The organism is Streptococcus parasanguinis (assembly GCF_032163505.1).
Classification (GTDB): Bacteria; Bacillota; Bacilli; order Lactobacillales; family Streptococcaceae; genus Streptococcus; species Streptococcus parasanguinis_V.
This window is the reverse complement of the sequence record NZ_CP134147.1, coordinates 1,317,753-1,338,813: the sequence shown is the minus strand read 5'-3', so window position 1 is coordinate 1,338,813 and position 21,061 is coordinate 1,317,753. Positions and strand designations below refer to the sequence as shown.

At 44.8% G+C, this 21,061-nt stretch carries 16 protein-coding genes; 14 read left to right on the top strand and 2 right to left on the bottom strand.

Features of this window, described 5'->3' with window-relative positions; all coding sequences use genetic code 11:
• Window positions 1-138 precede the first annotated feature (138 nt).
• Window positions 139-1,884, top strand: a complete 1,746-nt coding sequence (locus RIN70_RS06810; protein ID WP_303469710.1) for an ABC transporter ATP-binding protein — start codon at window positions 139-141, stop codon at window positions 1,882-1,884.
• Window positions 1,874-3,742 (top strand): ABC transporter ATP-binding protein, encoded by a 1,869-nt coding sequence (locus RIN70_RS06805; RefSeq protein ID WP_061590967.1) that lies wholly within the window; start codon window positions 1,874-1,876, stop codon window positions 3,740-3,742. The genes RIN70_RS06810 and RIN70_RS06805 overlap by 11 nt, the downstream gene beginning before the upstream one ends.
• A gap of 38 nt (window positions 3,743-3,780) precedes the next feature.
• Here the strand turns inward: RIN70_RS06805 and RIN70_RS06800 are convergent, their stop codons facing one another.
• Entirely contained in the window at window positions 3,781-4,263 is a 483-nt protein-coding gene (locus tag RIN70_RS06800; protein WP_313790475.1) for a glutathione peroxidase, read from the bottom strand.
• A gap of 159 nt (window positions 4,264-4,422) precedes the next feature.
• Here RIN70_RS06800 and rexB point away from each other — a divergent pair, with 159 nt between their 5' ends.
• From rexB to RIN70_RS06785, 3 genes are read left to right on the top strand one after another with little or no spacing between them, the layout of a single operon-like run.
• A complete protein-coding gene (gene rexB, locus RIN70_RS06795; RefSeq protein WP_313790474.1) occupies window positions 4,423-7,689 on the top strand; it encodes an ATP-dependent nuclease subunit B in 3,267 nt (1,088 codons plus the stop codon).
• Complete coding sequence (gene addA, locus RIN70_RS06790) at window positions 7,686-11,351, top strand: helicase-exonuclease AddAB subunit AddA (RefSeq protein ID WP_313790777.1); 3,666 nt, start codon at window positions 7,686-7,688, stop codon at window positions 11,349-11,351. The genes rexB and addA overlap by 4 nt, the downstream gene beginning before the upstream one ends.
• 3 nt (window positions 11,352-11,354) lie before the next feature.
• A complete protein-coding gene (locus tag RIN70_RS06785; RefSeq protein ID WP_155199780.1) occupies window positions 11,355-11,672 on the top strand; it encodes a DUF4298 domain-containing protein in 318 nt (105 codons plus the stop codon).
• Window positions 11,673-11,960: 288 nt separating this feature from the next.
• On the opposite strand, the gene RIN70_RS06780 is transcribed toward RIN70_RS06785, so the two are convergent.
• The gene (locus tag RIN70_RS06780) at window positions 11,961-12,131 is read right to left on the bottom strand and encodes a DUF3042 family protein (protein ID WP_003002781.1); all 171 of its coding nucleotides are present in this window, start codon (window positions 12,129-12,131) and stop codon (window positions 11,961-11,963) included.
• An 83-nt stretch (window positions 12,132-12,214) separates the two neighbouring features.
• On the opposite strand from RIN70_RS06780, the gene miaA reads away from it, so the two are divergent.
• The 9 genes from miaA (at window position 12,215) to RIN70_RS06735 (ending at window position 21,061) form a co-directional block, all read left to right on the top strand.
• Window positions 12,215-13,102 (top strand): tRNA (adenosine(37)-N6)-dimethylallyltransferase MiaA, encoded by an 888-nt coding sequence (gene miaA / locus RIN70_RS06775; protein WP_129824091.1) that lies wholly within the window; start codon window positions 12,215-12,217, stop codon window positions 13,100-13,102.
• Window positions 13,095-14,342, top strand: a complete 1,248-nt coding sequence (gene hflX / locus RIN70_RS06770; RefSeq protein WP_272144583.1) for a GTPase HflX — start codon at window positions 13,095-13,097, stop codon at window positions 14,340-14,342. Before miaA ends, hflX begins: the two co-directional genes overlap by 8 nt.
• The gene (locus RIN70_RS06765) at window positions 14,326-14,955 is read left to right on the top strand and encodes a cystathionine beta-lyase (RefSeq protein WP_313790473.1); all 630 of its coding nucleotides are present in this window, start codon (window positions 14,326-14,328) and stop codon (window positions 14,953-14,955) included. The genes hflX and RIN70_RS06765 overlap by 17 nt, the downstream gene beginning before the upstream one ends.
• Window positions 14,956-14,958: 3 nt before the next feature.
• The gene (gene rnz / locus RIN70_RS06760) at window positions 14,959-15,888 is read left to right on the top strand and encodes a ribonuclease Z (RefSeq protein ID WP_118095363.1); all 930 of its coding nucleotides are present in this window, start codon (window positions 14,959-14,961) and stop codon (window positions 15,886-15,888) included.
• Window position 15,889: 1 nt separating this feature from the next.
• Entirely contained in the window at window positions 15,890-16,645 is a 756-nt protein-coding gene (locus RIN70_RS06755; RefSeq protein WP_118095362.1) for an SDR family NAD(P)-dependent oxidoreductase, read from the top strand.
• 10 nt (window positions 16,646-16,655) lie between these two features.
• Entirely contained in the window at window positions 16,656-17,366 is a 711-nt protein-coding gene (locus RIN70_RS06750; protein WP_118095361.1) for a class I SAM-dependent methyltransferase, read from the top strand.
• Between the two features lies 1 nt (window position 17,367).
• Window positions 17,368-17,772: a GNAT family N-acetyltransferase gene (locus RIN70_RS06745; protein ID WP_049491465.1), complete on the top strand. Its 405-nt coding sequence runs from the start codon at window positions 17,368-17,370 to the stop codon at window positions 17,770-17,772.
• A gap of 242 nt (window positions 17,773-18,014) precedes the next feature.
• The gene (locus RIN70_RS06740) at window positions 18,015-19,481 is read left to right on the top strand and encodes a hypothetical protein (RefSeq protein WP_259321842.1); all 1,467 of its coding nucleotides are present in this window, start codon (window positions 18,015-18,017) and stop codon (window positions 19,479-19,481) included.
• A gap of 188 nt (window positions 19,482-19,669) precedes the next feature.
• Complete coding sequence (locus RIN70_RS06735) at window positions 19,670-21,061, top strand: hypothetical protein (RefSeq protein WP_118095359.1); 1,392 nt, start codon at window positions 19,670-19,672, stop codon at window positions 21,059-21,061.

Genomic DNA, 21,061 nt, shown 5'->3' with positions numbered 1-21,061 from the left:
TTACAATGAAGACTATAAAAAATGCGTAATCCCTAGGGTCTTTCCCTCAGGGAATTTTGTGTGTTTTGACCTATTTTTCAGTGGAAAAAAGCTTTGCTTCTACTGCAGAAAAAAGTATGAAAAACTATGGAGGTAATAATGATTCGATCCTTAATTTCCGAGATCAAAGAATTCAAGAAGCCATCGATTTTGGCTTCCTTGTTCATGGTCTTTGAAGTCATGTTTGAGATTTCGATTCCCTTTGTCATGGCGAGTCTTTTGGACCAAGGTGTTCAACAAAGAAACATGAACAATATTTTGTTTTACGGTGGGCTCATGCTGGTCTGTGCCTTTTGCTCCCTCTTTTGTGGGATGCAGTCTGCCCGTTATGGCGCCTATGCATCGGCTGGTTTTGCTAAAAACCTTCGTCGGGCCATTTTCAAAAAGGTTCAAACCTTCTCATTTGAGAATATTGATCAGTTCTCATCAGGTGGGTTAGTCACTCGGATGATGACGGACGTGACCAATGTGCAAAATGCCTATCAAATGGTGATCCGGATCTGTGTACGGGCACCGCTCAATTTGATCTTTGCCATTGTGGCTTGTTTCTTGATCAATCCAGAAATGGCCATGATCTTTGTCTATGTGACCATCTTTTTGGCAGCTGTCTTAAGCATCATCATGAAGATTGTTTATCCACTCTTCACAGAAGTATTTGAAGCTTATGACAATCTCAACAACAGCATTCAAGAAAATATCACCAATATGCGGGTGGTGAAGTCTTACGTTAAGGAAGCAGATGAAACGGTTAAATTCAAGAAGGCTTCGCGTTTGATTTATAACATGTTTATGAAGGCTATCCGTGTCGTTGTCTTGAGTAGCCCAGCTATGATGCTTTCCATGTATGCTTCTTTCCTTTTGATTTCTTGGATCGGGGCTCATCTGATCGTTGGTGGCCAACTGTCTACTGGGAATTTGACCTCCATGTTTAGCTACACCATGACCATTCTCATGTCGCTGATGATGTTTATGATGATTTTTGTCATGTTGTCAATTTCCATGGCCTCAGTCGAGCGGATCAATGAAGTCTTGACGACCAAAGCGACCATTGTCTCTCCGGAAAATGGAATTAAAGAAGTCGCAGATGGATCCATCAACTTTGAGGATGTGACTTTTGCCTATACCGATGAAAATGGGGATAAGACCCATGTCTTGCAAGGCATTAATCTTTCCATTCGTTCAGGGGAAGTGATTGGGATCTTGGGAGGAACAGGATCAGGGAAATCAAGCTTGGTTCAGTTGATTCCTCGTCTCTATGATGTCGAGTCTGGTCGGGTGACAGTAGCGGGCCACGATGTCAAAGAATACGATCTGGATTCCCTTCGTAAGCAAGTGGCCATGGTTCTTCAGACCAATGTCCTTTTCTCTGGTACGATTAAAGAAAATATGCGCTGGGGAAATAAGGATGCGACGGATGAAGAGATCATCGCAGCTTGTAAGATTGCGCAAGCCGATGAATTTATTCAAGATTTCAAAGAGGGCTATGACACTATGATTGAGCGTGGGGGATCCAATGTCTCAGGTGGCCAACGCCAGCGTCTCTGTATCGCGCGTGCCCTTCTCATGAATCCGAAGATCTTGATCTTGGATGATTCGACTTCGGCGGTCGATACCAAGACAGATAGTTTGATCCGTCAAGGATTGGCAACCAGCTTGAAAGAGACTACCAAAATCATCATTGGTCAACGGATTTCCTCTATTCAAGATGCAGATCGCATCATCGTGATGAATGATGGCCAAATCGATGCCATCGGTCGTCACGAGGAATTGCTTGCGACCAATGCCATCTACCAAGAAGTATATGAAATGCAAACACAAGGGAAAGGAGAAGCAGATGAAAACTAAGAAAAAAGCAAATCTAGGCTCTATCCTTCGCCTGCTCGACTTCCTTTGGAAAAACTACAAGGTATCCTTGATTGTTTCCTTTATCTTAATCATTCTATCGTCTCTTGCGACGGTTAATGTGACAGCTTCGATTCAGTCCTTGGTCGATGTCTATGTGGAGCCTATGCTGACAAGCAATAGCCATGATTTTGGACCGCTCTTGTCCTTCTTGACACGGGTTGGTTTGATCTGTTTGATCGGGGTACTTGCCAACTATGGATTTACCTTGATTATGGCGACTGTTTCACAAGATTCACTTAGAAGTCTTCGAAATCAGTTGTTTGCCCGCATGCAAAAACTGCCGGTACGTTACTTTGATACCCACCAACACGGGGACATCATGTCTATCTATACCAATGATATTGATGCTCTTCGCCAAGCGATTGAACAATCCATTCCTCAACTCTTATCCTCAGCGATTACCATCCTTGGGGTAACGATTACCATGCTGACGGTTAGTCCACTCTTGTTCTTGATTGTTCTCTTCATGGTTATCGTCATGGTCTTTATCATCAAGGATGTTTCTGGCAAGTCAGGTCGTTACTTTGGCGCCCAACAAAAGAACTTGGGGATTGAGAACGGCTTTATTGAAGAAATGATGTCTGGTCAAAAAGTGGTCAAGGCCTTTGTGCATGAAAGAGAAAGCATTGAGGATTTTGATCGGATCAATGACCAACTCTTTGAGTCTTCGTACCAGGCCAACCGCTATGCCAATGTTCTCATGCCAATTCTTGGGAACTTGGGAAATGTTTCCTTTGTTCTGACAGCCTTGATCGGGGGACTCTTTGCGCTAAACGGCGTCGGTGGTTTAACCATTGGTGGTCTTATGGCCTTTCTGCAATTGAACCGTTCCTTTACAGGTCCGATTGCCCAGGTCTCTCAACAATTGAACTTTGTCCTCATGGCCTTGGCTGGTGGAGATCGTGTCTTTGATCTCTTGGATGAAGAAGAAGAAGTCGACCAAGGAAAAGTGACGCTGGTCAATTATGAACTGGTCGATGGAGAAATGGTCGAAACTGATCAGAAAACCAACAAATGGGCTTGGAAACACCCACGTCCAAATGGGGATTACCAGCTTGTTAAGATGGTTGGAAATGTGGTCTTTGATGATGTTGATTTCTCTTATGATGGGAAGAAACAAATCCTTCATGGCATCAACTTGTACGCGGATAAAGGTCAAAAAGTGGCCTTTGTCGGAGCGACTGGTGCAGGAAAGACAACCATCACCAACTTGATCAACCGCTTCTATGACATCCAGTCAGGAATGATCACCTATGATGGAATCGATATTAAATTGATTGAGAAAGATTCTCTTCGTCGTTCCCTCGGAATCGTTCTTCAAGATACCCACTTATTCACTGGTACGATTGCGGAAAACATCGCTTACGGTCGTGCTGATGCAACACGGGAAGAAATCCTTGAAGCAGCTCGAATTGCCAATGTGGATTCCTTTGTCAAGCACTTGGATCAGGGCTATGAAACAGTCTTGACGGATGATGGGGCTGGCCTATCTAATGGTCAACGACAATTGATCGCCATTGCCCGTGCAGCCCTAGCCAATGCGCCTGTTTTGATTCTGGACGAAGCGACGTCTTCTATTGACTCACGGACAGAGAAGATGGTGCAAGAAGGGATGGACCGCTTGATGGAAGGCCGGACAGTCTTTGTCATTGCCCACCGTCTATCGACAATTGTCAATTCCGATGTGATCATGGTGATGGACCACGGACGTATCATCGAACGAGGCAACCATGCTTCCTTGATGGCAGAACGTGGCACCTATTACCGCCTCTACACCGGTGGACTTGAAATTGATTAATAATAAAAAAAGCTTGAGCGTTGGCTCAGGCTTTTTGCTTATTTCTCAAGTAATTCTTGGATCAAGTCTTCCATGGCAGCTGGCTCTGTTTTGGAGGAGAAGCGTTGGGCGACTTGGCCTTGTCGGTCGATGACAAATTTTGCAAAGTTCCATTCGATGCGTTTGCCTAGTGGCCCGGCTACTTGGTTTTTGAGCCAGTCATAAAGAGGAAGGGCTTCTTTACCATTAACCTTGGCTTTAGCGAATCGTGGGAAGGTGGTCTGGTAGTTGAGGCTACAGAAGCTATTGATTTCATCTGCAGTTCCTGGTGCCTGCCCCATGAATTGGTTGCAGGGAATGTCTAGGATTTCCAGCCCCTTTTCCTGGTAGCGCAGGTAGAGATCTTGCACTCCTTGGTATTGCGGGGTCAAGCCACAGCCTGTTGCTGTATTGACCACGATGAGGACCTTACCTTGGTAGTGAGAAAGGGGAATCTCCTCTCCTTGTTGGTTTTCTAAAGAAAAATCATAAATGCTGGTCATAGGTGGTATCCTTTCTGTCTCTTCAACTTTTATTGTAGCACAAATCTCCTAAAATGGGGCCAAGAGGAGCATGACTTCTTGCTTTAGTCCCTCCTGTGAAAATGATATAATAAGAAGATAACAAGCTCTCAAGAAAATGCCAAAAGGAGAACGGATCGGATGAAATTACTCTATACGGATGTTCGGACCCCCTTGACCCAGGTCCTGACACAAGAAGCCGTAGGGTTAGTAGAACAGGGCAAGCGTGTGTTTTACATTGCGCCCAACTCTCTTTCCTTTGAAAAAGAAGCCAAGGTTTTGTCCTATTTAGAAGGTCAGGCTTCTTTTGCCATTACCGTCACGCGCTTTGCCCAAATGGCCCGTTATTTCATCCTGAACCAGGTCTTTGAGGAGCAACCCTTGGATGATATCGGTCTCGGCATGCTATTTTTTAAAGCTCTTTCCCAGATGAAGGAGCAGGATCTCAAAGTTTATGGGGCCCTGCGTAAGGATCCTCAGTTTATCCAGCAACTGGTCCAGCTCTATCATGAATTACAGACAGCCCAGATGGATTTTACCGATTTGGAGTTGCTCGAGGAAGCTGAAAAAAGAGAGGACCTCTTGGCGATTTTTGAAGCGGTCTCTGAGATGCTGGTCCAGCACCAGTATGAATCCCAGTCCAAGATGGCCTTTTTCCTCAATCAGGTCGAAGAAGGGCAGCTGGAAGAGCAATTACAGGATGTGGCGATCGTTGTCGATGGCTTCACGCGTTTTTCTGCAGAAGAAGAGGCTTTGATTAGTCTCCTTCATCGAAAAGGAGTGGAGATTGTCATCGGGGTCTATGCCAGTGAAAAAGCCTATCGAGCAAGCTTTAGAGAGGGCAATCTTTACCAGGCTAGTGTTGACTTTCTCCTTCAGCTGGCTAAGACTTTTGAGGTACAGCCTCAGTATTGTGGGCAAGCGATTGAAGACTCCTTTAGTCGCATTACCCGCATGCTAGAAGCGCGCTACGATTTTTCACAAGTTGAAAATGAGCTCAAGGAGCACGACCGAACAGCGGTTCAACTCTGGCAAACCAATACGCAAAAGGAAGAGTTGGAATTTGTCGCTAAATCGATCCGTCAGCGTCTTCATGATGGGGCACGCTATCGGGATATTCGGGTCTTGTTAGGCGATGTAGAAGCTTATCAACTGCAACTCAAGACCATTTTTGACCAGTATCAGATTCCCTTTTACTTGGGACGAAGTGAAGCTATGGTCCACCATCCCTTGATTCAGGTCATTGAATCATTAGGTCGGATCAAGCAGTTCAATTACCAGACAGAAGATGTCATCAACTTGTTAAAAACGGGTCTGTATAGTGATCTGACGCAAGCAGAAGTTGATGCTTTTGAGCAATACCTTGGCTTTGCGGAAGTAAAGGGTGCTACAAAATTTCACAAGCCTTTTACTAGCAATCGTCAGGGCAAGTTTAATTTGGAAAAGCTCAATACTCTCCGGGAACGCGTCGTCGAACCTCTAGCCCTCTTCTTTTCACAGCGCAAACAAAAGGTTACCCATCTCTTAACCGCCTTTACAGAGTTTCTGCAAGAGGCTCAACTTTCTCAGAATCTCCAAGCTTTGATCAAGGATCTAGCCTTGGAGGAGCAGGAGCGCTATGACCAGGTCTGGAAGGCCTTCCTTCATGTCTTAGAGGAGTTGAATGTGGTCTTTGAGGACCAAGAGCTGACCGTAGATGACTTTCTAGCTCTCCTCTTATCGGGGATGCAATTGTCACAATACCGGACAATTCCTGCTACGGTCGATGTGGTGATGGTTCAGTCCTATGACTTGATTGAACCCTTGACAGCCCCTTATGTCTACGCGATCGGGCTGACCCAGGAGCGTTTTCCAAAGATTGCTCAGAACACCTCTCTACTCAGTGAAGAAGAACGACAACAGCTGAATGAGGCCACCCAAGAAGGAGCAGAGCTCCAGGTGGTGACCAGCGAAAATCTCAAGAAGAATCGCTTTGTGGCGGTTTCGCTACTCAATGCAGCCACCAACCAACTGGTCCTATCGGCCCCTAGCTTGGTCAATGAAACGGAAGATAGTGTCTCTCCTTACCTTCTAGAATTGGCCAAGGAGCCCATTGCCATCGAGTGGACGACCAAACAAGCGCAAGCTTCGAGTGATGACATCGGGACCTACCGAGCCCTCTTAGCGCGCGTGATCGAACTCCATCAAGAGGAGATCACGAGTGAGCTGTCTGCTGAAGAAGCCAGCTTTTGGGGTGTGGCCGTGCGGGTCTTGCGAAAGAAATTGCAAGCGGAAGGCATTCAGATTCCTCAGATTTCAACGGAATTGAAGAGTCGCCAGCTCCAGTCGGATACGCTTCAAGCGCTCTACCCAGAGGGCAAAGCCTTGACCTTATCTGCTTCTGCCTTGAATGAATACTACAAGCACCAGTATGCTTTTTATCTGCGCTATGTCTTGGGCTTACAAGAGGATGAGACGATCCGGCCAGACGCCCGCAGTCATGGGAATTTCTTGCATCGGATCTTTGAAAGGGTCTTAAAAGATAGCTCCGATCAAGCTTTTGATCAGCGCTTAAGCGAGGCGATTCGAGAAACCAGCCAAGAAGCAGAGTTCCAGCAATTGTATGGAGAAAATGGAGAGACCGAGTTTATTCGCAACTTGCTTCTTGATACCGCTAAAACAACGGGGCGTGTCCTCGCCCAGCAAAATGGCATCGAGACCATTGGTGAGGAGACCCTCTTTGGTGGAAGCACCCACACCTCTTATCCATTGTCCGATGGCAGGCTCTTACAGTTACGAGGCAAGGTGGATCGCATTGATCAATTGAGAGATCACGGAGCCCTCGGAGTCGTTGACTACAAGTCCAGTCTGACGCAATTCCACTATGACAAGTTCTTTAATGGCCTGAATTCTCAATTGCCAACCTATCTTTCTGCCATTCAGGATCTGAAGGAATACCAAGCGGAGCAAGGGATTTTCGGAGCCATGTATTTGGAAATGGGAGATCCCCTAGTAGATCTGAGAAAGACCAAGACAGTCGAGGACGCCATCAACCAAACTATGAAAAGTCAACAGTACAAGGGACTCTTTATGGCGGATCAGGCGCCTTATCTGGGCGAGGCCTATGATAAGAACAAGGCCATGATGCTGAGTAAGGAAGAGCTGGACTTGCTCCTCTTGTACAACGCTTATCTCTATAAAACAGCAGCAGAAGGGATCCTCAAGGGGCAATTTGCCATCAATCCCTATAGTGAAAATGGGCGCAATATCGCACCATTCGTGGAGCAGTTTAAATCCATCACAGGATTTGAAGCGGATCGTCACCTAGGTCAGGCACGGTTCTTGACCAAACTAGACCAAAAAGGAATACGCGGTGAAAAGGTGAAAGCCGCTTGGATCGAGAAGATGAAGGAGGTCTTGAACAAATGATCAAACAAGCATTTTTGACAAGAGAAGAAATCAAGGCCCTCCAGGTCCAAGAGGCAGCTTCTACCAAAGAGCAAAAGCGGACGCCAGAACAGATCGATGCCATCTATAGTTCGGGGACCAATATCCTGGTGTCGGCCTCTGCTGGATCAGGAAAGACCTTTGTCATGGTGCAGCGGATACTGGATCAGATGCAGCGTGGCATTTCGATTAAGGAGCTCTTTATCTCAACCTTTACGGTCAAGGCAGCAGGGGAGCTTAAGGAGCGTTTGGAAAGTGAACTTGGAAAAGCCCTGCAAGCGAGCGATGACCCAGAGCTCAAGCAACACCTGGCCCGTCAAATCGCAGATGTCGCCACCAGCGATATCGGAACCATGGACTCTTTTACCCAAAAGGTCCTAACGCGCTATGGCTATTTGCTTGGGTTGGCACCCCAGTTTCGCATTTTTCAAAACGCTAGTGAGCAACGCCTCTTACAAAATGAAGTCTTTCAGGCTGTTTTTGACCGCTATTACCAGGGGGAAAACCAAGAAGCCTTTGTGCAGATGGTCAAGAATTTCACGGGGCAGCGCAAAAATTTGACCTTGTTTAAAGAACAGGTCTACCAGATCTATGACTTTCTTCAGTCGACCAGTGATCCGGAGAAATGGCTGGAGGAGCATTTCATAAAAGGCTATGAGGAGACCGATTTTGACCAGGTGGAAGGCGATCTGATGGAGAGCATCCAGCAGGCCCTTTATGAGGCAGAAAGCTTTTTTGCCTTTCATTTGTCCAATGAAGGCCAAGCATTTGGTAAGGCCAAATATTTGGAAGCTGTAGAAGAGGTGCTCGATCAGATTGGAAGCCTGACAGGTCGCACCAATAAAGAGCAATTGACCTCTGTCCTAAAGGCGGTCGTCGCGATTAGCCGGGGTTCAAATGGGGGAGCCTTGACCAACAGAGCCCGTAAGGAAGAGCTGAAAGAGCTAGTTACGGCTTATAACCAGGATAAAACCATACATATCAACCGCCTCAGAGACTTGGAAAATCAGCTCTATCAGCTGGAATTTCAACAAACCTTCCACCAAGAAGAAGGCCCCATGCTCTCCTTGCTGCGGGACTTTATTAGAGACTTTGCTCGCGCTTATCTGGAGCGAAAAATCCAAGAAAAAGCTTATGAATTTGGGGATATCAGTCATTTTGCAATTCAAATTTTAGAGCAATTCCCAGAGGTGAGACAAGCCTTTCAAGAGCGCTATCATGAGGTCATGGTCGATGAGTACCAGGATACCAACCACACCCAAGAGCGGATGTTGGACTTGCTGTCAAATGGCCACAATCGCTTTATGGTGGGTGATATCAAGCAATCGATTTACCGCTTCCGTCAGGCAGATCCACAGATTTTTAATGATAAATTTAAAGCCTACCAAGAAGAAGGGGCGAAAGGGCGGTTGATCCTCCTCAAGGAAAATTTCCGTAGTCATGTGGAGGTATTGGATGCGACCAATGATGTCTTTCGCCATTTGATGGACGAAGAGGTGGGCGAGATTGACTACAATCAAACCCACTATCTGGTCGCAGGAAGCGACAAGCAGCGGATGGCCTTGCCACAACATCGGGCAGAATTTTTGCTCTATGATGGCAGCCAAGACCAGGAAGAAAAGACCGAAGACGAGGAAGCTTCCCTTGGAGTCGAGACGATTTCCAAGGGAGAAATTCTCCTAGTCATCAAAGAAATTTTACGTCTCCATCGGGTAGAAAAAGTGCCCTTTAAAGAGATCACGCTTTTAACGGCGACTCGAACGCGAAATGATGCGATACTGGAAGCTTTTGACCAATACCAGATCCCGATTGTGGCAGATAGCGGACAGGCGCATTATCTTGAGTCACTGGAAGTGATGGTCATGTTGGATACCTTGCGGACCATTAACAATCCCTTGCATGATTATCCCTTGGTTGCTCTCATGAAATCCCCCATGTTTGATTTTGATGAAGATGAATTGGCACGGATTTCCTTGCAGACCCTTCCAGAGCAAAAGCAACTGCCCTTCTACCACAAGGTCCAGTTAGCCCTTGAGAAGACTGCAAAGCATGCAAATCTGATTGATGCCAAGCTCTCAGCTAAAATCGAGAACTTCCTCCAGGTTTTATCTACTTGGCGCGCTACTGCCAAGACCTCTTCGCTCTATGATTTGCTGTGGAAAATCTATGAGGATCGTTATTACTATGACTATGTCGGGGCCCTTCCAAATGGGGCCCAGCGCCAGGCCAACCTCTATGCCTTGACGCTTCGGGCCAATGATTATGAAAAAGCCAGCTTTAAGGGCTTGTCGCGCTTCATTGCCATGATCGACAAGGTGATCGAAAATGAACACGATTTGGCCAGCGTCCCTCTTGCAGCACCCAAAGATGCCGTCCAGCTCATGACCGTCCATAAGAGTAAGGGGCTGGAATTCAAGTATGTCTTTCTTCTCAATATGGACAAGACCTTTAACCGTAAGGATCAATCAGGACCGATTATCCTCAGTCGCCAAAAAGGGATTGGCTTTAAATATGTTGCGAACCTGCCGGTTGAGACAGAAAATCCAGCTGCTCCAAAATCCATTCGCCTGCAGATCGAAACGCCTTGCTACCAACGGAACGTGGAAGAAACAAAATTGGCTACAATTTCTGAGCAGATGCGTCTTCTTTATGTCGCTATGACACGGGCCGAGCTCAAGCTCTATCTGGTTGGAAAAGGCCGTGAGGACAAACTGCGCGATACCGATTGGGGGACCAGTCGTAATGGCAAATTGGATCCGGAAAAACGAAAAGAATGGACCTCTTATCAGGACTGGCTCTTTGCCATTCAAGATGTGTTTACCAAGAATACTCTGGCCTATGACACGCGTTTTGTGACAGACGAAGACCTGACACCAGACCAGCTGGAACCGCTAGAGAAGGAGAAGGATTCCCGCCTGGATCAGCTCAAGGATGTCCGTCAGTCCGAGGATATTCGTCGGGCCTTGGATATCTTGGAAAATGTTGATCGGATCAATCAGCTCTATGCTCCGGCCATTCATTTGCCAAGTGTCCGTACCCCTAGTCAGATCAAGAAATTCTACGAGCCAGTCATGGATGCCAATGGCGTCCAGATTATGGATGCAAAGACTGTGACGCCTGACTTTGAGCTTCCAACTTTTGGTCAAGAAAAAGCCGTGACAGGAGCCCAAGTCGGTAGTGCTGTCCATGAACTCATGCAGCGCATGCCGCTTGAAGAAGAAATCACGTTGGATACACTGCGTCAAGCCTTGGAGCAAGTTCAAGCAGAGCCAGCGGTCAAAGCCCGCATCAAGCTAGAGGCCATCCTTGCTTTCTATGAGACACCTTTGGGGGCCTTGCTTCAAAAAGAAGCCCCACGAGTCCGTCGCGAAGCTCCCTTTGCCATGCTGAAGAAAGATCCAGCCAGTGGAGAGGACTTCGTCGTGCGGGGGATCTTGGATGGTTACTTGGTGCTAGAAGATCGGATCCTGCTCTTTGACTACAAGACAGATCACTACAAGGTTCCTAGCCAATTGGTCGTACGTTACCGGGATCAGCTCGATCTCTATGCAGAAGCTCTTCGTCGTTCTTATGGCAAAGAGCAAGTAGAAAAATACCTGGTGCTTCTAGGTGGCCCCCATCTAGAAGTGGTGAAAGTGGAGTAAATCATGGCAATTGCACAGGAAAACATCGAACGGATCCAAAGAATGGAAGGTTATTTGAATGACTATGCCAAAACTTTGGAAGAAACCAAAAAAGCAGTGGATCAGCTAAGAGAGCATCAAGAAAGCTATATCCAACTGCGCGATTATTATAGTAGTCAGGCCTATTTTGATGATTTAGACTTGTCCAATCAGGCTGACTTTCCAGAAGATCTACCATGTGGTGTCTTGTCCGAAGATGTCGTCTATGATTTATTAGACGAGCATTTTCAGATGGGAGTCGAACTCTTGGAGATCGCAACGAAGATGATCAAAGAACGGTGAATTCATTCTTTATATTTTATCTTTCCTTAGGTGACGGCGGACGCTAGCGAACTTCTACGAAGTTCCATAGCTAATTATTGAGCCTAGGGTCTCAATAATTCCGAGTACCTGAAACAGCTCCTGTTTCAGGTACTTTTGTCACTGCGGAAAGAAAAATATGTAAATGATGACATAGAGAATTGTGGGATTACTTGACTAATTCATTGGATATTTCGACTGACTTATTAAAATGTAAAAGCAACTAACAGATACAAAAAAAGCCCCGGTTGCCCGGAGCTTTTTGAATGATTAGTGTGAGACACGGCGACGTGCTGCTTTTTTGCGGTTTTCTTCGATGAAAGCTGCTTTTTGTTCTTCTGGTTCGATTACTTTTTTCTTGAATGTGTAAACTGCACCTGCGACAGCAGCAACTGTACCAGCAACACCAGTAACAAAACCTTTACCAAATCCTTTAGCCATGAGAATTTCTCCTTTTCTGAACTTTAAATATTTATGTTATAATATATGGTAACGAAAAAACGTGAATTTTGCAAGGAAAAACGATGAAAACCAAGATAATTGTGATTGTGGGACCGACCGCTGTTGGAAAGACAGCTCTTGCGATCGATTTAGCACAAGCTCTCAATGGTGAAATCATTAGTGGCGATAGTCAACAAGTCTATCGCAAGCTGGATATTGGAACAGCCAAGGCGACACCAGAAGAGCAAGCTGCAGCTCCCCATCATTTGATTGATGTGCGGGAGGTGACCGAGTCTTACTCGGCTTTTGATTTTGTAAGAGAAGCCAAGACTGCCATTGAAGAGATCACAGCCCGAGGTAAGCTTCCTATCATTGCAGGTGGGACAGGCCTTTACATCCAAAGTTTGCTCGAAGGTTATCATCTAGGTGGTGAAGTTCCTCATGAAGAGATTCTGTCCTATCGCGCCCAATTGGACTTGTTGTCGGATGAAGACTTGTACCAAAGGGTAGCGGAGCAAGGACTTGTGATTCCTCAGCTCAATCGCCGTCGGGCCATGCGGGCTCTTGAAATTGCTCATTTTGGGCAGGACCTCGCAAACGAAGAGACCGATTATGAACCCTATCTCATTTGTCTAGATGATGATCGATCCTTGATCTATGATCGCATCAATCGCAGGGTTGATCGCATGCTAGAGGAGGGCTTGCTGGATGAAGCTCGGTGGCTCTATGATGACCATCCGGAGGTTCAGGCAGCTAAAGGGATTGGCTACAAGGAACTCTTTCCTTACTTTAAGGGAGAGCAGAGCCTTGAGGAAGCCAGTGAGATCCTCAAGCGCAATACGCGTCGTTTTGCCAAACGCCAGCTGACTTGGTTTCGAAATCGAATGGAAGTAAAATTTTACGCCATTTCTGCCCCCCACTTCAAGGAGCAGGTTCTTGCAGATGTAAAGGAGTTTTTACAGCATGATTGAAACAGAAAAAAAACAAGAACGCATCCTTTTGGTCGGTGTGGAACTTCAAGGCATGAACAATTTTGATATGTCAATGGAGGAGTTGGCGAGCCTGGCTAAAACAGCTGGTGGGGATGTCCGGGGCTCCTACACACAAAAGCGGGAGAAATACGATACCAAGACCTTTGTCGGCTCAGGAAAACTAGAAGAAATCGCTCAAATGGTCGAAGCAGATGAGATTACGACCGTGGTGGTCAATAACCGCCTGACCCCCCGTCAAAATGTTAACTTAGAAGAAATCCTTGGGGTTAAGGTCATTGACCGGATGCAGTTGATTTTAGATATCTTTGCCATGCGGGCTAGGAGTCATGAAGGCAAGTTGCAGGTACACTTGGCCCAGCTCAAATACCTCTTGCCACGCCTTGTCGGTCAAGGAATCATGCTCAGCCGTCAGGCTGGGGGAATTGGTTCTCGTGGACCAGGGGAAAGTCAGTTGGAGTTGAACCGCCGGAGCGTTCGCAATCAAATCACCGATATCGAGCGCCAGCTCAAGGCAGTTGAAAAGAACCGGGAAACCCTTCGTGAAAAACGTTTGGAATCACCTGTTTTCAAGATTGGTTTGATCGGCTATACTAATGCAGGAAAGTCGACCATTATGAATCAGCTGACCAGTAAGAGCCAGTATGAAGCCGATGAACTCTTTGCGACCTTAGACGCCACAACCAAGAGCATCCACCTAACAGGCAATCTGCAAGTGACGCTGACCGATACGGTTGGCTTTATCCAAGATCTACCAACAGAGTTGGTTTCGAGCTTTAAGTCAACCTTGGAAGAAAGTAAGAATGTGGACCTTCTGGTCCATGTCATCGATGCGTCTGATCCCAATCATGAAGAGCATGAAAAGACGGTGCTTTCGATCATGAAGGACCTGGATATGTTGGAGATCCCTCGTTTGACTCTTTACAACAAAGCAGATAAAGTAGCAGACTTTACTCCAACCCAGACACCTTTTAGCTTGATTTCAGCGCGCTCTGAGACAGCCCGTGAGGATCTCCAGGCTTTGCTTCTAGAAAAACTGAGTGAACTCTTTGTTCCCTTTACCATTCGCGTTCCTTTTTCAAAATCTTATCGGACACATGATCTAGAAACAGTTGCGATCATTGACCAGCGCGAATTTGAAGAGGATGTCGAGGTCATTCAAGGCTATATCGCAGAGAAAAATAAGTGGAAGTTGGAAGAATTTTATGACGGATTACGTTGATTTAGCAATAAAATATGGAGGCTATACCAGCCTCGATCGGGTCTACCTGACCAATCTTTTAAGCACAATCCCTGAGGAATTGCGTCTCCGTGTGATTACGCCTCCCCCAAGTGTGATCAACGCCTATTTCGCAGAGCTCTATCAAAAGAAGAGCCCCAAGGAGGCCATGGATTATTTCTTGGACTTGAGTCGGGTATTTGACTTATTCACAGTTCAGCAAAGCTTTGATGAACGAAAGCCATTTATCCGCCTCAATTTATCAGGTAAATCTTATGGCTTGGCCTACGCAAATGAAGAGCTAGCCTGTGTCTTTGCTGAAGATCCAGCAGAGGATATCAACCCTGCCATTTTATTCGAAATTGCAGAGATCTTTCCACATTGTTTGGTCTTTGAAAAAGATGATAAGATCTGCTTGCAAGAGGCTGAACCAGAAGTGGTCACTAAAACAGAAGCCCTCTCAGCCCTGACTGATTTGATGACCTTGGAAGATGGACGCTTGAAACTGTCAGGATATAACCAAGAAGAGCTTCTCGAGCTAGCGCAAGCCTACCCAGGCGACCTTTCTTTCCGTTCAGAGAACCGGACGGCCATGATTTATATAGATAGAAAGTAGACAATGGACATTCAATTTTTAGGAACGGGAGCTGGGCAACCCTCAAAAGCCCGTAATGTATCGAGCCTAGCGCTCAAATTGCTGGACGAGATCAATGAAGTCTGGCTCTTTGATTGTGGCGAAGCGACACAGAATCAAATTTTAGAAACGACTATTCGTCCGCGAAAGGTTAGCAAGATCTTTATCACTCACCTACACGGAGACCATATTTTTGGTTTGCCAGGTTTCCTCTCTAGTCGGGCCTTTCAGGCCAATGAAGAGCAGACGGATCTAGATATCTATGGACCAGTAGGAATCAAATCCTTTGTGATGACTAGTCTTCGCGTATCAGGCTCTCGGCTACCTTACCGCATCCATTTTCATGAATTCGATGAACATTCTCTAGGTAAGATTTTAGAAACCGATAAATTCACGGTTTATGCGGAAGCTTTGGACCACACCATTTTCTGTGTGGGTTACCGGATCATGCAGAAGGACTTGGAAGGGACGCTCGACGCAGACAAGCTGAAGGCAGTGGGCGTTCCATTTGGTCCGCTCTTTGGCCAGGTCAAAAATGGACAAGATGTCACCCTGGAAGATGGGACTAAGATCATTGCAGCGGATTATATTTCAGCCCCTCGGCCTGGTAAGATTATCACGATCCTTGGAGATACCAGAAAGACTGATGCCAGCGTCCGCCTTGGAGTCAATGCGGATGTCCTCGTCCATGAGTCTACCTATGGCAAGGGCGATGAGAAGATTGCTAAGAAACACGGTCACTCGACCAATATGCAGGCAGCAGAAGTGGCGCGTGAAGCTGGAGCCAAGCGCCTTCTTTTGAACCACATCAGTGCTCGCTTCTTATCAAAAGACATCAGCCAATTGCGCAAGGATGCGTCCAGCATTTTTGAAAATGTCTATGTCGTCAAAGATTTGGAAGAAGTGGAGATCTAAGATGCGCACCATTCTCATAACAGGAGCAAGTGGAGGCTTGGCCCAAGAAATGGTCAAGCTCCTCCCTGAAGATCGGCTGATTCTCCTAGGTAGAAATCAAGAAAAACTGGAACAACTCTATGCTAGTCATCCTCAAGCTGAATGCATCGGGATCGATATCACTGATTCCTCAGCCGTCCAAGATTTGGTAGAAGAGCTCTATCAGCGCTATGGACAGATTGATATCTTGGTCAACAACGCAGGCTATGGGATTTTTGAAGAGTTTGACCAGATTACCAATGAGCAAATTCATGCCATGTTTGAAGTCAATACCTTTGCCCTCATGCAGCTCTCACGCTTGATGGGTGCGCACATGAAGGAAGCAGGCAAGGGGCACATCGTCAACATCGTCAGCATGGCGGGTCTCGTCGCAACTGCCAAATCCAGCCTTTATTCGGCCACCAAGTTTGCGGCCATTGGTTTCTCCAATGCCCTGCGCTTGGAACTGATGCCCTTTGGTGTCCATGTGACGACGGTCAATCCAGGCCCCATTCGGACCACTTTCTTTGATCAGGCAGACCCAGACGGAAGCTATGTGAAAGCTGTGGATCGCTACATTTTGGAACCGGACTTTGTAGCCAAGAAGATTGTGAAGAACTTTGGAAAACCAAAACGTGAGCTCAATCTTCCTTGGCTTTTGAACCTGACCCACAAGCTCTATACCCTTTTCCCACGAATCTCGGACAAGCTAGCGAGCAAGATGTTCAATTTCAAATAGGAGGAGATCGATGGCCGCAAATATTCAAGCCTATTTAGAGAACCTCCGGCAACCCTGGGGACAGATCTATTATGATATCCTTTTTGCCCAATTACAGGACATCAAGGGAAAACGGGTGCTTGATTTCGGGAGTGGTTTTGGCTTTGTAGCCAACCACCTGGCACAAAACAATGAGGTCCTTGCTGTGGAACCTAATGAGGAAATGGTGGCTTTGCGGGCCCAGGACCATCCTTACCAGCAACTCGTCGGAAGTCTGGACCAGTTAGCAAGTCTTGAAGATGCTAGCTTTGATGTCATTCTCTGCCACAATGTCTTGGAGTATGTAGAGGATCGCAAGGTGATTCTAAAGGCATTCACTCGTCTCTTGAAACCAGGAGGCCTGCTCTCTATCGTCAAGCATAATGAGGTTGGCCGCGTTCTGCAGACAGTCGTCTTTGAAAATGATACTCAAAAGGCGCTTGATCTCTTAGCAGGTCAGGACTTGGAAACTCACTCCATGGGCTTGGCTCAGGCCTATGATCTCGGTGCAGCAGTAGAAGACTTAGCCCTTGAAGTCAAGGATTACCAAGGAATTCGAGTCTTTTATGCCTTGCAGGACAACCGCTTCAAAGGCCAAGAAGGCTGGCGAGAGTCTATGCTTGAGATGGAGCTGGCCGTTTGTCAAGAGTCCCCTTACCGAGATATCGCCTTCTTCCAGCACTATACCTTAAAAAGGAGTTAAGATGTTACATTATAAAAAAGAAATTCCAGCGATGGAAGACCTACTCGCACTCTACAGCTCGGTTGGATGGACCAATTATACCAAGAACCCAGCTATGTTAGAAGAAGCCGTCAAAGCCAGTCTCTGGCAGTTGGCCGTCTATGATGAGAAAGAGCTCGTCGCCTACATTCGCTTGGTAGGAGATGGCCACTCTGTCCTTTTGGTACAGGACCTTTTGGTACGACCAGATCACCAGCGCCAAGGCATTGGAAGGAAACTCTTAACAGAGGCTTTAGCGACCTTCCCAAATGTCTATCAACGGCTCCTCGTCACAGAACGTAGCGAGAAGAATCTAGCCTTTTACCAGTCACTAGGCTTTGTTGAACTTTCAGAGCAAGCCTGTACAGGGATGATATATATGAAATAAAGAGAGTGGGACAGAAATCGGTAATTCGTTAGAATTCGATTTCGTCGTCCCACCTCCGCACAGTTGAGTAGGGCTGTAAAAGCTGATGAAATCAGCGTAGTAGAGCCCACTCAACCACTGCGTCTTGCTTGACAATCCAAAAATAATTGAGAGGCTAGGACTTTTGTCCCAGCCTCTTATCTATTTGACTGACAAAAGGGGAGTTTGATGGTAAAATGAGGAAGAGATCAGGAGGAGATGGAATGAAGAAGAAAATAAAATGGGGCCTTGTCTTATGTTCGGTACTTATACCAGTATGTTTGAGTGCCTGCAAACAAGGAACTGTAGAAAAACAAGGTTCTTCGAATAAAGAAGTACAGAAGAAAATCGATCGAAAAAACATTCATTTTGATAAGACAGGACCAGCTGCATCATTTGATTGGAATGCTAAGAGTGGTAATAAATACAGAACATTTGATCATGATCCTTCATATATGAGATCAGCTCCGAGTGACGGGATTTCTAAATATAGTCTGCAACAAAATGAAGCTCCTCTCGATGAAGAGGGAAAAGTTCAAAAAGCTTTGCAAGTAGTTGAAGCAATTTACATTGACCAAGATGAAATGGACACAGTAGTCAAGGCTAGTGGAGTAATGAGTCAGGAAGAAATGTATAACCGGATCTGGAAGGACTATATTGTTCCTAAAATAGAAGAAAGTAATAGGACCTTTGATTCAAATACTTATTTTGAGTATCTAGGAGAAAAATATCCGCTCAAAATCTATGGTCCCATGTATTTAAAATTAATGACCAATGCTCTACCCACTGAAAGGAGTTACGAATTAAAGGGATATGCAGTTAAGGGGAATAAGGTAGTCCTAAAAATTCAAACACCAGCCTATAGCCCAAGGCAATTACCAAGAGGAAAAGGGTACAGATTGAGTGCTGATCCCAAGAATCCAAATGAGACCATGTATGCTTGGTTAGATGAACTACACGAAAACTATGCTGAAAAAGACAACCGAGGAGACCATCTTTCTTATATAATGCTTTCTACCATCTTACAACATTTAGTTAAGGAAAATTTTAATGCGAGTTTTTCAACAGGTGATATGATTGGTAGTACGGAAATGACGATCGAAATGGAGGTGACCAACCAAGGTCAAGTCCAAATTGATACTAAAAATTTGGCACTCTTGTTACAAATTCCTCAACAAATGCAGAAAGCTAATCAATCTGGAGGTGGAAATGATAATAGTATCTTTTGGCCCATCATTACTGATAGGGTCACTGATGAAGGAAAGGTAAGTGAAAAGCTAAAAGATTTTAACCCACAAAATCCAGTCAAAAAATATGCAATTGGAGAGCCAGTCGTTTTCGGAAATGGAATAGTCGTAACGTTGGATAGTGTACGTGAAGAACCGAACCTAGATATCCAAGACGATCAAGAATTTGTTGATAAAAATAAAAATCAACACAAAATCATTGTTCAGTTTACCATTTCAAATCCAACTCATCTAACCGTTGCAAATACTCCAGATTATACAAATGTAGACCTATATGATGGCCAGGGGAAATCTGCTTATATGTTGAATAACACTTTAAATTATAAACAGCCAACAGTCCTTGAAGCAGGAGAATCTGGTATATATAAAATTAACTATTTAACAGATGGGGATGGACCATTTACGGTTGTTTATGGTGATACAAAATGGGTCTTTCAAAAATAAAGAAGAATCCTAACCTTTAGTCAGCTTATTGTAAAAGTTAGTTAGTTTAAGAAATTATCAGAAGCTTCAGTTATCAATGAATTATTAAAAAATTTATTCATATGTGGTTGGAAAAATCGGAAAACCTTTAAAGAAAACTGACAAACAAATAAGGTAATAAAATGCGGACAGAAAGTAGAAATGAGAGAATGAAGAAGGTTTTTAAATCAATCAAGTTTTGGATATTTGTATTACTCGTTACCTTGGCAGGAGGCTGGTTCATCCGGTATGAAATTCATAAGCGTGATATATCACAATTTGTAACTTGGAAACCTCGTCCAAACATAGTTGACTCCCAATTTATTGCAGGTGGGAAAGCAGTAGCCATTCAATGGGATAATAAAGAGGAAGTGGATGAGGCGCTGGAAGCATATTCGTATAATTCAAAAGTTAAAGTAGAATGGTTTATAAATGGTGGAAATAGTGAACGGTACATTGCACAAGAAAGTTACAAATTAAAATCTGACCCACGTCTCTATTTTCAATATTATATTCGTGGTAATCAAGTTCCTTACCTAACTACAAATAAAGCACAAAAGGGAGAGTACTGGCTCATTGATGTCTATGATACCAAGGACAAGCGCTTAGTGAAGAAAACATATGATGTTTTTAAGATAGTACGAGATATGGATAAGAATTATATCCCCTTATCTGTTAAAGTTTCTTCTATGTTGTTGGATACAGATGATGGAGAAACATACATTCCGATTGATATTCTTGTCGATAAGAAAGACAAATATATTGTAGAACCTGGAAATATCTATGTACAAACAGAGTATCAATCTCGTATAGGGTTAATGAATGTTAAGGATGGAAAGTTCGCTTGGAAAACCTCATCAGGCAAAGGTTATGAACAAGTTCAAAAAGAAAATCGAGAAAGCGACAAAGACTTACATCCATTTGAATACAATTTTGAAGGAGGACAATTGCAGCTCCAACATTCACGTTTGTTATTTACAGATCGTAGTGATTATACTAAGGACATCCCATTGAAAACACTCTATCCGAAAGTATATTCTATTTTAAGCAAAGGGAATAATCCAACTACTGTAAAATGGGGTGAAGAATCGACAAAAGGGGAGAATGCCTATCTATACTTTCTCGGACCAGAAGATCTCAACTTTGATATTTCATTTTTGGAACTGCTTTATAAAGTTCCAGAGCAGCGTTCAGGTGGATGGTATGATGTCCTACAGTATCATAAGATACCAGCAGAGCTTTCAAAAGATGGGCAAGAACATCTTGCGAATAACAAAAAAGAATTTTTCCAATATTTTAAAAAGGAATTAAATCAAAGTAAGGATACTACAGAGTTCTCATTGCTGAGACGCTTATATGAAGTACAGAACTACGTGGTCTCTAGAGATTTTGGTCAGTCCTTCGGTAATCTGACCATACCAGATGAGTATACTAAAGATGGGAAGGTTCATATCGTTCAAAATGATGAAGAATTCTTCAAATATATGGATTTAGAGAAAATTCCTAATAAAAAGATGAAAGAAGATATTAAAAAAATGTTCCCATATGATGTAAAAAATTAA